Annotated in this window: 11 protein-coding genes and 1 pseudogene; 4 read left to right on the top strand and 8 right to left on the bottom strand. The window is 37.5% G+C overall.

Features of this window, described 5'->3' with window-relative positions; genetic code table 11:
- Positions 1 to 82: 82 nt before the first annotated feature.
- Positions 83 to 526 (bottom strand): cell wall hydrolase, encoded by a 444-nt coding sequence (locus QNH48_RS03525; protein WP_283953780.1) that lies wholly within the window; start codon positions 524 to 526, stop codon positions 83 to 85.
- Between the two features lie 400 nt (positions 527 to 926).
- On the opposite strand from QNH48_RS03525, the pseudogene QNH48_RS03520 reads away from it, so the two are divergent.
- A pseudogene (locus QNH48_RS03520) lies at positions 927 to 2149 on the top strand (IS110 family RNA-guided transposase).
- 161 nt (positions 2150 to 2310) lie between these two features.
- Here QNH48_RS03520 and QNH48_RS03515 read toward each other — a convergent pair.
- From QNH48_RS03515 to QNH48_RS03505, 3 genes are all read right to left on the bottom strand, one after another.
- Complete coding sequence (locus QNH48_RS03515) at positions 2311 to 2874, bottom strand: GNAT family N-acetyltransferase (RefSeq protein WP_283955671.1); 564 nt, start codon at positions 2872 to 2874, stop codon at positions 2311 to 2313.
- A 501-nt stretch (positions 2875 to 3375) separates the two neighbouring features.
- Positions 3376 to 4704, bottom strand: a complete 1329-nt coding sequence (ltrA, locus tag QNH48_RS03510; RefSeq protein WP_283951264.1) for a group II intron reverse transcriptase/maturase — start codon at positions 4702 to 4704, stop codon at positions 3376 to 3378.
- A 606-nt stretch (positions 4705 to 5310) separates the two neighbouring features.
- Complete coding sequence (locus QNH48_RS03505; protein WP_283953779.1) at positions 5311 to 5829, bottom strand: YfiT family bacillithiol transferase; 519 nt, start codon at positions 5827 to 5829, stop codon at positions 5311 to 5313.
- 327 nt (positions 5830 to 6156) lie between these two features.
- Here QNH48_RS03505 and QNH48_RS03500 point away from each other — a divergent pair, with 327 nt between their 5' ends.
- On the top strand, positions 6157 to 6555 hold the full coding sequence (locus QNH48_RS03500; RefSeq protein ID WP_283953778.1) for a DoxX family protein: 399 nt from the start codon (positions 6157 to 6159) through the stop codon (positions 6553 to 6555).
- A gap of 224 nt (positions 6556 to 6779) precedes the next feature.
- Here the strand turns inward: QNH48_RS03500 and QNH48_RS03495 are convergent, their stop codons facing one another.
- Both QNH48_RS03495 and QNH48_RS03490 read right to left on the bottom strand, forming a co-directional pair.
- On the bottom strand, positions 6780 to 7886 hold the full coding sequence (locus QNH48_RS03495; protein WP_283953777.1) for a glycosyl hydrolase family 18 protein: 1107 nt from the start codon (positions 7884 to 7886) through the stop codon (positions 6780 to 6782).
- 157 nt (positions 7887 to 8043) lie between these two features.
- The gene (locus QNH48_RS03490) at positions 8044 to 8598 is read right to left on the bottom strand and encodes a YhcN/YlaJ family sporulation lipoprotein (RefSeq protein WP_283953776.1); all 555 of its coding nucleotides are present in this window, start codon (positions 8596 to 8598) and stop codon (positions 8044 to 8046) included.
- A 149-nt stretch (positions 8599 to 8747) separates the two neighbouring features.
- Between QNH48_RS03490 and guaC the strand changes: the two genes are divergently transcribed.
- The gene (gene guaC / locus QNH48_RS03485) at positions 8748 to 9731 is read left to right on the top strand and encodes a GMP reductase (RefSeq protein ID WP_283953775.1); all 984 of its coding nucleotides are present in this window, start codon (positions 8748 to 8750) and stop codon (positions 9729 to 9731) included.
- Between the two features lie 115 nt (positions 9732 to 9846).
- Here guaC and QNH48_RS03480 read toward each other — a convergent pair whose 3' ends face one another.
- Both QNH48_RS03480 and QNH48_RS03475 read right to left on the bottom strand, forming a co-directional pair.
- The gene (locus tag QNH48_RS03480; protein WP_283953774.1) at positions 9847 to 10704 is read right to left on the bottom strand and encodes an alpha/beta hydrolase; all 858 of its coding nucleotides are present in this window, start codon (positions 10702 to 10704) and stop codon (positions 9847 to 9849) included.
- Positions 10705 to 11115: 411 nt separating this feature from the next.
- The gene (locus QNH48_RS03475) at positions 11116 to 11964 is read right to left on the bottom strand and encodes a DegV family protein (protein WP_283953773.1); all 849 of its coding nucleotides are present in this window, start codon (positions 11962 to 11964) and stop codon (positions 11116 to 11118) included.
- Positions 11965 to 12285: 321 nt separating this feature from the next.
- On the opposite strand from QNH48_RS03475, the gene QNH48_RS03470 reads away from it, so the two are divergent.
- Entirely contained in the window at positions 12286 to 13368 is a 1083-nt protein-coding gene (locus QNH48_RS03470) for a branched-chain amino acid aminotransferase (protein ID WP_283953772.1), read from the top strand.
- Positions 13369 to 13436 lie beyond the last annotated feature (68 nt).

The raw sequence follows: 13436 nt of genomic DNA, 5'->3' as shown, positions 1-13436 counted from the left end.
GGATAAAAAATATTACTAAAACTTTTATTTAATTTTGTGTAAATATTCTAAATAAGTAAAAAAGCTTACTCAAAGAGTAAGCTTAACCGCTATAAACACTATCACATGTTCCAGCTTTTGGTTCATAAAAACAATGTTCTTTAAATTGACCAGATTGAGGTTGATCGTACCATGTAGGAGGACACCCTGGCGCCGTTGGATTAAAATACCAAAGAGCATATTTCGCTGGATGATCTCTCCAACCATCTATATTTTGTTGTGCTAATCTTCTTTCAGAAGTTCTTGATCTTTGATAAAAAACATTCCCTTTTTGCACTGCTTCAAAAGAATAGTTTCCTCCTTGTATTTGAAATATTACATCATGAATATTGTTTACATCTTTGAAATCTAAGCATTGTGCTACAACACGATTTATTATTACATTTCCAACATATAACATTCCTTGCTTTCCTTCGCCTTCTGCTTCTGCTCTCATCATTCTTGCCATTTCATCTACTTCATGACTTCTAGCTCTTGCTCTTGCCATTTCATCACCTCCCAAATAATGTATGAAAAAAAGCCTACATTCATGTTATTGTTTATATAATAAGAATGCTTAGTTTTTTTAGCATACAGTTTTTAAGTAAAATGAAAACTATTGCATTCTTTTTATACCTTTATTCAACTATACTGCTCCGTTCGTATAATAAGGTCACCAGATATTTCTGGTTGACCATTTTTTATTGGTCTTATTATATCAGTAGCCAGGGTAGAACGTAACTGCTCGTGGGGCCTTCGACCCCGTCAACTAAACGGTTCGCCCCCTACTTGTAGAAACATGATTGAGGCTGGTTGGGACTTGGATCTCGTATAACAAGCAAAGCTGTGACACTGCATGGAGGAATTAGGGGTACTGGCAAAGTACTAGTTTAGGAGTGTGATTGAGAATGAATCCAGTCGTTGGTCTGGATATTTCAAAAGGGGAAAGTCAGGTACAAGCATTTTTGGATAAAGGCAAACCATATCGTAAGAGTTTTAAAGTTTCTCATACTCTAGAAGGTCTAAGTTTACTTGTAGATTTTCTTGAGGAAGTTAAGAGAGAAACAGGTAAGAAACCACCTGTTGTTTTAGAGGCAACAGGACATTATCACTCCTCTGTTGTTCAATACTTAGAGGACCGTGGATATTTAATGATTATTATTAATCCATTGATTTCTTATAAGGCTAAAAGTTCAAGTCTTTGGAAGGTAAAGACAGATGCGGTTGATGCTTATCTTCTCTGCGAACTGTTTTATAAAGAAGAACTAGAGCCATATAAAAAGCGAGGAGTTCAACTTTTAAACCTTCGTAATCTAACAAGACAGCACGAGAATATAACTGGGGTATTAATCCAAACAAAGCTACAATTTCAAGCCATTTTGGACCAGGTCTTTCCTGAATATAGAGGGGTTTTTGGCGACTTATATTCAGTAGTATCACTCTTAACTCTTTCAGAGTTTCCCTCATCTGAAGATGTATTAGAGGCAAGTGTAGAAACCATAGCTGACAAAATCGCTCAATTATGTAAAAGTCGTTCATACAGATGGGCTAATGAAAAGGCTATTCAACTCAAAGCTGCCGCAAACCGAAATCCGTTTGAAAAGACATTGTATCAGAGTCATATTTTGAGTCTTGGTATGTATATAAACATCATTCTTCAATACAAAGAGCACCTATCCAAGTTAGAGTCAGAGATAGATGCCTTCGCAAAAGAAGTTGAAGAATATAATACTATCAAATCTATCCCAGGTATCGGAGAAAAGATCGCTGCAACGATCATTTCAGAAATTGGGGAGATAGATCGATTTACTGATCCTAAAAAGCTGGTGTTGACCCTAGTGTATTTGAATCAGGTAAGTTTACAGCTACCAGGAATCGAATCACTAAAAGAGGGTCCAGCAGGCTTCGCCACGCCCTATATATGGCTGTTCGTTGTGCTATACGTGACTGTCGTAAAAGCAAAACAAGTGATGAAATTATTCCTTGTAATAAGAAATTACGAGAGTTCTATGATAAAAAACGTGAAGAAGGAAAACCCTTTAAAGTAGCTGTTATTGCATGTGTTAATAAGCTCTTACATTGGATTTTTGCCCTTTTAAAGAATAAAACGACTTTCCAAGATATAGCTTAAAACCTATATCTAACTAAATAACACAAAACCTTCCAAAATTAGGCTAACGGAAGGTTATTTGGCATGCACATTTTTAGTATAGCATGAGATATTTTAAATTTTTATTGAAAAATATTGACAAACTATTAGCTGGTTTAGTTTAAGTGTAATTGTTCACAATGTTACTTTATTATAGAATAAACACAAGTGTCAGTTAGTTTGTTACCATCAGCGGATAAGTCATCATTTCTTAAAGTACCTTCTAATACAAACCCAAGTTTTTCTGGGATAGCACGACTTTTAAGGTTTGTTGATTCACACCTTATTCCAATTCTTCTAAATTTGATATTATTTAATCCAAAGTTAACCAATTCCTTTACAGCTTCTGTCATATATCCATTACCGCTATATTTTGTATTAATCCAGTATCCAATTTCACATTTTGGAATGTCCCAGTCAATCCCATGGAGGCTCGTAGTTCCAATAAAGTCATTGCCACCTTTATCAAAGATAAGAAAACGAAAACTTTCTCTCTTCAAAAAATTTATATGAGCATTCCTTAACATTATCTCTGTTTCTTCAACAGTAAGAGGTTCCTGGAAAAGTGACAACCACGATTTTAATTCATAAAAGGAATCTCCAATTGCTTGGTTCACAATTTCTCCGTCACCAGCTTGTAGTGGTGCTCGAAGCATTAGCCTTTCTGTTTCTAATTTTAAAGGAACATCTAACAACAATGGGTTCATTTGATTTCCCCTCTCTCTGAACTTTTTAAATGAATAATGAAAAGCAGTGAAATAAAAAAAACTCTCACCTCCAAGAAATAAATCTTTAGGACGAGAGTTGTAACTTCGTGGTACCACCTCAGTTTGTTGAAACGTCACCATATCAACCTCTTCAGGTACTTTCATACCCTATCTTTCTATCTTAAGATTCCGTCTTACTATCCCTATTTTTCATTAGATTGGTAAGAAGTTCCGAGGCTTTATTCATTAAGACGAATACTACTCCTTTTCAGCAAACAGGAGCTGTCTGTAAATATCCACTTCTTAACTACTCTTATCATCAACGTTATTTAATGCAGAATTTTCTAAAAATTATATCCTCCAAAGTTACTCTTGTCAAGAAATTCCTTGTTGAATTAGTCGAGTAGAAAGGAACCTCTCTACCTTACGGTAGATTGTGTTCCTCCCCCTCACAGAACCGTGCTTGCGCTATTAACGCACACGGCTCCTCCAAATTATCATTCACAGAATATAGCTAATTTCTTTTCTTAAATCATAAATATTCACTTTGATTCTTGGTGAAGGTAGTGGATATTTATTAAGAAAGAGCCTGAATTTGTCCCAAGTAAAGGATTTCCTTTGGCTTCTTCTGTTTAGCCATTTGTATAGTAAGCATTCGATTTTCTCTTTAAAGTTGTTAACAGTTTGGGTATTATCTGTGATGCAATAATAGTTGTAGTAACCTATTAGTGAGCGTTTAAATCTATCCATAATCATATGAATATCTTTATTCCTATTATTCTTCAGCCATTCTTTAGTTCCTTTTAGTTTGCCTTGGACTTTCTTCCTGCTCGTTTTCCGCTTTACTCGGAATTTCCCGTGCTTACTTATCCCACAATAGTGAGTAAATCCAAGGAAGTCGAAGGTACCCGGTTTGCCAATTCCGTCACGTTTTGCATTCTTCTCCGCAAACCGTCCGAAGGGAATTATTTTAGTTTTATCCTCGGCTATTTCTAGGTTAAATTTCTTTAATCTCGCTTTTAATGAATGAAAGAATTGCTCGGCTTCACTTTTATTCTGAAAACAACAAACAAAATCATCTGCGTATCTTACTATATACGCCTGGCCTTTACATTGTTTCTTAACCACTTTTTCAAACCATAGATCAAGAACGTAATGGAGATAGACATTGGCTAATATCGGAGATATCACTCCACCTTGCGGTGTACCATTGTCTGTCTTGTATTTCTTACCTTCCTCCATGTATCCACCTTTAAGAAACCTGCTGATTAGTCTCAGTAGGTTAGTGTCAGTGATTCGGAGTTTCAAGAATTCCATCATCCATTTGTGGTCAACGTTATCAAAGAAGCCTTTAATATCTACATCTACTACATAGCTTATTGCTCTCTTCTCAATATAATGATTCAGTATTTTCAGTGCATCGTGGCAGTTTCTATTTGGACGGAACCCAAATGAGCAGTCTAGAAAGTCATTTTCATAGATGGCATTTAGTATTTTCGTAATGCCTTTTTGAACAATTTTATCTTCTTGTTCCGGTATTCCCAATGGTCTCATCTTGTTTGAGTTGAGCTTTGGGATATACATTCGTCTTACTGGAACAGGACGATAACTTTTGCTTTTGAGCCTACTTACTAAGTCCTCTATGTTTTCTTCTAAACTTTCATCGTATTGCTCTTTAGTAGTACCGTTAATCCCAGTTGCCTTCTTATTGGGTAGTTCAAGATGGCATTGAATTAATGCTTCCTTATCTAAAAGATGTGCAAGAGATGTAAATTTCATTTTAGGATTAGATTTTGCTAATTCTGCTATCCTTAGTAGTTTTGTTTCCATTTATTTATACCTACCTCTGTGTGTAGTAAATGTGTCCCTAGTAAGGGTGATAACTGGTAGCTAGCCTTTCCTCCATCGGCATTACCCAACTTCATTGGTACTACGCTGCTATCCGACTCCCTACACGGCATTTGGTTTCCTCGCTTTTTATCACTTGTAGACCATACTCTTCTATTAAAATAAGAAAAGACCGGTAGGGTCTCCCGAGTTGCCGTATCATATCAATGTGTAACGTGCCAAGGTCTCTGACCCCAGAGAGGTTTTACCCTTCTTGCCATTAACGAAAGATAAAATGTAGCTTTCTGAACGCAGGTATGTCATCAGCCCTCTCGATTTTCTAACATTATGGAGCTCAATCCCTTCAACCCTTGGGCTTTCGGCCCGCCACCTAACTGTCTACGCTTAAAGACTAAAGTTACCTTTAGTCCTTCAAGACTCGCTACGAGCGAATGGCTAGTTCTTACTCGACGGGAATCCCACCCGCTATATGATACGACCTATGCTCGGCCGCACACCTGCTTCGTTACTTGAATAAGAAAAAAAGGCTTTACCTCTATTGAAGTAAAGCACCCGTTACTTTTAACGTGTAATCGTTCACAAGATCCTTTACCAACCCTTACGATTACACAAGGAAGTAATATGTGCAAGATGATGTCTACCATGCCAAGCATAGATTCCTATATTTTTACCTACTGAAACTTCACCTGAATCTGGATGAATAAATGTCTTTTCCATATCAGCAGAAGTTAGACTACGTAAAAGGTTGGTCCAGCGTTTGTGTAATGTTTCGAGAAGTAAAAGTGAAGTATCAATTGGCAATTTATAATCAGATAGTTCCGCCCATTTCGTTTCGTCATATGGCTTAATTACAGGATTTTCTTCCGTAAGAGCCAATTTAAAACGAACGTAGGCATTCATATGACTATCTGCAAGGTGATGTATTACTTGTCGAACAGTCCACCCTCCAAAACGATAAGCTGTATCAAGCTGTTCATTATCTAAGTCTTTTACAGCATCTCGTAATAATCTTGGTAAATCTTCAATCTCATTTATCCAAACACTTGAAACACTGCTAGTAATTTCATCATCAAATTGAAAAGTGCCAATTGGGTATTTCATATCCATCTATTATTCCCCCTAAAAATTCCTTGGTTTTGTGGCTAACTAAATGAATGGTTTTAAAAATATGTAATTCTACATTAATTTCTCTAATTCCTTTACACCTTAAATGTTATCCAACTGCTACGCTAGTTCAACAAGAAAAAAGATCGACCCTCATTTTTAACTCTTGCACCAGTTAGTTGAAGGATAAAATTCAGAAAATGTATTTATGTCTTGATTATCACAAGGAAGGAAATGTTAATCCATTGCATTTTATACGGAAATAGTTGAATGAATTTGATTAACTCATCCACGAACAAATTAAATAAAGATAATTAAAGGAGCAAAAAGATGATAGGGTTTTGTTTATTGTTAATACGCTTAGTAATTGGATTGTCATTCTTAGCTCAGGGAGCTCAAAAGTTATTCGGCTTTGGTGGCGGCGGTGGTTTAATAGTAACTGGAAAGCATTTTGAAAAATTAGGAATAAGATCAGGGGTAACAATGGCGTTACTCGCTGGGCTATCGGAATTAATAGGTGGAGCTATGTTTGCGTTAGGGTTACTTACCCCACTAGCACGCATTGTGATTGCTGGAACAATGGTAGTTGCGATTTTAAAAGTTCACGGACCAAATGGTTACTGGATTACAAAGGGTGGATTTGAATACTGTCTTGCTGTATTAGTAGTAGCAATTGGTGTAGCTCTTACGGGTGCAGGACAATATTCACTCGATGTTATTTTATTTTAAATTAGATCCACTTTTAACGGCAAATGTTTTGGATTCAAGGAAACAACGCTCAGAAGCTAATTCTGAGCGTTTGTTGTGGAACCATCACTAATATTTCTACATTGATTAAAGGGTCTTTGTATGGGACAGGCAACGGCATTCTTTATTCAATTTACGTTTAATTAGTGCAAGAAGAAAAAAGCAATCGCCGGAGCCATCCCAACAGAATTTAGAGGATCACTCTATCACTTTTTAACTTTTATTTTCTCAGGTATCGTCTTCCAGTACATAGGGTCTTCTAAGCCTAGCCGCCAAATCCCGATTCCTCGTAAGTTATATTTTTCTACAAGATCTAGCTTAAACCGCAGACTATAGCTATTCTCAAACCATGCCTGGTGGCTATGTTGTTCTTTATCTATGTAATTGAAATAGGGTGTTTGCGAACGGGAGTCCCATATATCCTTAGCTTTATATTTAGTTTTCTGATCCATTAACTGTGCATAGGAGCTATACGAGGCTTTGTTTGTTGTTGTATCCCAGTCCCATCCATAACCAGCGATACCGAGTAAAATTTTGGATGATGGTACTCCATGTTTCAAAGCATAACGAATCGTTGCTTCTGTCCAATTTACTGATGCTGTTGACCCAGGTGTTGTTCTTGGGTTGTGCTCATCATATGTCATAATCATTAACCCATCTGAATTTTGACCAAGCTTTTCATAATCAAACCATGGTGACCAGGGATTAGCTCGAGAATCACCTGTGTTTGCTGGGACTGAAACCGTAACTACTTTTCCATCACGATGTAGTTCATCAGACAAATTTTTTATCAGCAGACTAAAGGAATCTCGGTCAGTCAAATACAAATTTTCCATGTCAATATTAATACCGTCATATTTAAACTGATTTATTTCATTGCGTAAGTTCTGAATGAAAACATTGCGGTTTGCATCGTTATCGAGGACATTACTCGCTACCTGCTTGCCCTTCTCCACGGTTTCATAAAATAGATTATGTACAACCATATATACCTTCAGGTGTTTTTCATGAGCACTCTGAATCACCTGCCTTTTATGGTCTGCTGTAACGGAAGCTATAAGACTGCCTGGTCGTTTATCATCAAGCTTATACCAAAAGGGTGCAATAATACTCAAATTGGCGAATTGTGAGTTCACTGTAGGTTGCGACCCTGGATACTTTCCCTCCTGCTCTGTGTAGAAACCTAAAACTTCACGAGGGGTTTTATTCTTATTGGTTTCCTCTTTTCTTTGTAACTGACTACAGGATGACATTAGAAATAATGCCATGCTTACAGAAATGATGGTGAATGACAGATAACAATTTTTCGCCATAATACACCTTCTTCTACTTTGATACGAAAAAGACGTATGCAAATTCATACGTCAATTCTTATGTCATTTATTAAGAAAGCGCCCGAAAACGGAACACTTTACAATAAAGTTAGTAAGCGTTTTTGGAATTCTAGGTAATTATTATTCAAAGGTCCGATTAGTCCTGGTTAACCCTCTCATGATGATTAAAGAATCTGTGCACCATTTTATTAAATCCGCCATTCATTCCTTCTGCTTTTCTTCCATTTTGTATTTGGTCCCTATATTGGCTCATCTGCCTGACAAAGTCACGATTGCTTGAAATATATACATTTTGAATGGATGCGTCAGCTTCCCTTACCTGTTGTGCGATTTGATCTTCGCTGTAAGGATAAAGCTCGCCATGAAAGTCATCGTCCATAACAACCGCTACATAGGCATTACGGTTCTTTATAATGACATTCGCACGTTTAACTTCATGTAAGTTCTGAACATTCTCTTCTGCTTCACCTACTACCCGTAAACCTGTGTTATTAACCATGTTGGACGTATTATTCATATTAGTTAGGTTCAAATTGGGATTTCCTAAACTATTTCCTACATTTAATGAACCAGCATTGCGGTTATTAATCTCACCGTGCTGATCTGTTTCTCTTCCTTCTTCCTTCATATTACACCCAGCAACGAATACAGAAATGCATAAGCAGGTGAATAGAATCTTAAATTTATTCATATGATTCCTCCTAAAATGAGTTCATGCTTACAATTACCTTTATCCCCATTTTTTATGTAGAGGGTTGGATGAATTTTTTTAAAAAGAATAAAAAGAATGCATTCCAAACACACTAAACCATTGATGATTTTTGTTTGAGGAGGATCCTTATGGATAGTGTGTTTGATTATGAAGATATTCAATTGATTCCGGCAAAAAGTGTAGTGAATAGTCGTACAGAGTGTGATACTACCGTGTCTTTTGGCGGCAGAACCTTTAAGCTTCCAGTGGTGCCTGCCAATATGCAGACCATTATTGATGAAAAGATTGCTATCTTCTTAGCGGAAAATGGTTATTTTTATATCATGCATCGATTTGAACCAGAGAGGCGGCTAAATTTTATTAAAAATATGAAATCACGCGGGTTATTTGCCTCCATTAGTGTTGGTGTCAAAGAGGAAGAATATCGTTTTATTCAAGAGGCGGCAGAGGGAAATTTATCTCCAGAGTTTATCACGATTGATATCGCACACGGTCACTCCAATGCCGTGATTAAGATGATTCAACATATTAAGCAATACATGCCCCAAAGCTTTGTGATTGCTGGAAATGTGGGTACTCCAGAGGCTGTTCGAGAATTAGAGCGCGCTGGTGCGGACGCGACAAAGGTTGGGATTGGACCAGGAAAAGTATGTATCACGAAGATTAAGACGGGATTTGGAACGGGAGGCTGGCAATTAGCAGCTCTTCGCTGGTGTGCAAAGGCAGCAAGTAAGCCGATTATTGCGGACGGCGGGATTCGGACCCATGGGGATATTGCGAAATCGATCCGATTTGGGGCATGTATGGTGATGATCGGTTCCTTATTTGCTGGACATGAAGAATCGCCTGGGCAAACGATTGAAAGAGATGGGAAGCTCTATAAAGAATACTTCGGCTCCGCCTCGGAATATCAAAAAGGGGAACGGAAAAATGTAGAGGGCAAGAAAATGCTAGTGGAACACAAAGGTGCCTTGATTGATACTCTCATTGAAATGGAGCAGGATTTACAATCCTCTATTTCATATGCTGGCGGAAACAAGCTGGAGGCCATCCGTTTTGTAGATTATGTCATTGTGAAGAATTCTATTTTTAACGGTGATAAAGGATATTAAGTAATTTTTACAGAAAGATAAGCAGGATTCATTTATCCTGCTCATCTTTCTTTTTTTACTATAGAATATTATTAACGCTAAACAACCCAACTCCCAATAAATGTGGGAATAGGGTTTAACCTGCCTGGATTTTATCTTTTTGAATTTTCTCTACCTGTTGGTCCAGCCATGTAATCATATCACTTAGAAACTGCTCTTTTCCTGCTCCATCAAAGGGTCGATGCTTTGCTGCAGGATATTCAATTAGCTGTTTATCCTTGGATGAAACGTGCTTAAAAAAGGAACCAAGCTTTGTTGGCGGTGTAATTTTATCTCGAAGTCCGTATTGTAACAAAAACGGCATCGTTATCAAAGGTGCCTTATTTAATACCCTTGATACTCCTTGGATCAGGCCGCGTCCTAAACCGGGTGTAATGGTATTGTGACGTAAAGAGTCTGAATAAAATTTGGCAGCCATCGCTGAATTCTTCATCATTAATTGAAATTTTCTCGACTTATTGATGCTGAGGTCAGGCTTCAATTTACCCATTATGGTTATACCTAACCGCTCAAATCTTGTCACTTCATAAGAGATGGCAGGAGATATCGCAATGACTCCTGCGATACCCGAACTAAAATCTATAGCATATTCAAGGGCAATTACCCCGCCCATACTATGTCCGATAAAATACAAAGGCAGTCCTGGCTGCTTTTTCGAAACTAACTTACGAAACTCGTGTAAGTCGCCTCGATATTCATCCCAACTTTTTATAAAACCTCTTTTTCCCGAGCTTTTTCCATGGCCGCGCAAATCGAATGTGTATACGATATATCCTTCATTAACCAAGCTAAAACTTATGTTGTGCAGGCCGCCGCTGTGGTCGCCGTGTCCATGGATGATAATAACTGTTGCTTTTGGAGCCGTTAATGGTTCGATTATTCGATAAAATAACTCTGCGCCATCGACACCAGTAAAAGTCCCTTCTTTTGTCATTCTGGGGGAATCCTCCTGTTGAAGCCAATATTTAATGATGTCTAGTATATCACAATGTTTCTCTGTGCATGTAATGAATAAATTTGTACATTTTCACTATATGGAACAGTGTTTTCCATTTGGCGTAATGATTTGTCGGGCATAAGGTGACATATTTATCAACATCATTGAATAAAAATAGAATAAATATACATTTTCACTGGAAAGGGGAGTTTCTTCTTATGGATGTCTGCATTTCTTGTGGAGAGGAATTATGTCTCATGGAGAGGAATCGATGTGAGTGCTGGGATTGCAGGGACACGACGACTGAAGCATATACAGAAGATGAATAGGTAGTTTTATCCTAATGGAAGAAATTCTAAAGGGCCGTTTGATTCATTCAAACGGCCCTTTACCTGCTGATTTTGCAAATTATTCGTTAACCCATGAAAGTCCAAGAGTCCCAACACCCGTATGAACACCAGCAACGGTAATGAGCATTAATTTCTCTGTTTCTATATGTGGAAATGTTTCATTTACTAATTGTTCAAGCCCAGCAGCCCTTTCACGGTCATTCGCATGGACAATGGCAACCTTCTGAACTTTTTTTGAATGAAGGTCATCCTTTAAATTATTTACCAGCCAAGCAAGAGCCTTCTTTTCAGTTCGGACTTTGTCTTTAATCTTTGCGGCTCCATCCTCAATCGATAAAATCGGCTTAATATTAAATAGCGAAGCTAATATTTTTTGGCTTCCAGACACCCTGCCGCTTTTGTGAAGCTGGTCAAGGTTTGATGGGACCAAGAATAATCGAGTGTGCTCGCGCAGGGCGTTTAGTTGTGAAACAACCTCGTCAATATCGACTCCCTTTTCAACTAGTTCTACTCCTCTTTTCACTAGGAACGATAAAGGATAGGAACCCGTATGGGAATCAATCGCAAATAATTTGAATCCAGCCATTTCCGCTGCCATCACAGAGGTTTGATAGGTGCCGGTTAATGTACTAGATGCATGTATGGCTATTCCAAAGTCATATTCTTCTTTTAACTTTTCATAAAGGTCTACGATGTCCCCGATATTTGGCTGGGAGGATTGGAATTTTCCTTCCTCATTCTTCATTCGATCATAAAAATCTTCTTCGGTAATATCGATTGTTTCTTTATAAAATGTATCGTTAATGACAACATGCAGGGGAATGACGTGTATGTTATGCTGCTTAATAAACTCTTTGCTAAGAGAAGAAGTCGTATCCGTAATCCATGCAATTTTAGCCTTTTTCATATTATTCTCTTCCTTCTTAAAGTTCTCTCAATCTATATAGGCAATAACCTTAAAAATAGTAGTATTGTAATGAGGTTAACATTACAAAAATGGGTACTTTTTCACCAGTTATATTTGTCATATATGATGAAGTTTTTTAGGTCTGACAAACATAATTGTCACTACTTTGACAAATCTAAATCAAAATTATCCTGATTTAATTTAAATAGTGGTATAGTAAAGAAAAGAATTTTTATTATTCCAAAAAGATAATTTTTAGAGTAAGATTGAGTGAATTAAGTGTTTAAAAACTGAACTTACAAATAAGAATGAGGTGTGAGCATGAAACAGGAGATTTCATTTATCCCTAGAGAACAATTAAAGGCAAAGCCAGATCCCTCTTCACTTGGTTTTGGCAAGTATTTCAGTGATTACATGTTTGCAATGGACTATCATAGTGACTTAGGCTGGTTTGATCCGAGAATTACTCCTTATGAACCGTTAACGCTTGATCCATCAGCAATGGTTTTTCACTATGGACAAGCAATCTTTGAAGGAATGAAAGCATATAAGACTGAGGATGGGTCCATCCAATTATTCCGTCCTGAGAAGAATATGAAGCGTTTCAATGAATCCTGCGATAGGCTGTGTATTCCCCAAATTGATGAGGACTTCTTATTAGAAGGAATTAAACAATTAATTATTACTGAAAAAGATTGGGTTCCAAGCGGCGAAGGAACTTCGCTTTATATCCGCCCGTTTATTTTTTCAACAGAGGCGTATCTCGGTGTCCGACCAGCCAAGCAATATAAATTGTTGGTTATCCTCTCCCCTTCTGGAGCCTATTATGGCAGCCAATTAAGTCCTGTGAAAATCTATGTGGAAGAGCAATTCGTCCGTGCGGTAATTGGCGGCGTTGGCCATGTAAAAACAGCAGGCAACTATGCTGCCAGCCTTAAGGCCCAAGAAAAGGCAGATGCTAATGGCTATGCTCAAATTCTATGGCTTGATGCGAAAGAGAATAAATATGTGGAAGAAGTCGGCAGTATGAATATCTTCTTCAAAATTAATGGTGAAGTGGTCACTCCGAGGTTAAATGGCAGCATTTTACCTGGTGTTACGCGTGATTCCGTCATTCAACTGTTAAAATATTGGAATATTCCTGTACGCGAGGAGAAAATATCCATTGAAGAGGTATTTGCTGCACATAAGCGCGGGGAACTTGAGGAGGTCTTTGGAGCAGGAACGGCTGCCGTTATTTCGCCTGTTGGTGAACTGACTTGGAAAGATCAATCTATCATTATCAATAACAATAATATCGGTCAGCTATCTCAGGATATTTATAATGAAATGACAGGAATTCAACTTGGGAAAAAAGAAGATCCATTTCACTGGACCGTTAAAGTTGCTTCAGTAGAAGCTTAATTTGAATCATGACTTTGTAAAGATCCAGTATACCTGGATCTTTTTTTATATATGATTGAATAGATTTT

Origin of the sequence: Neobacillus sp. YX16, assembly GCF_030123505.1 — a bacterium.
In the GTDB taxonomy this organism is placed as follows: domain Bacteria; phylum Bacillota; class Bacilli; order Bacillales; family Cytobacillaceae; genus Neobacillus.
This window is presented reverse-complemented; position numbering and strand designations above follow the sequence as displayed.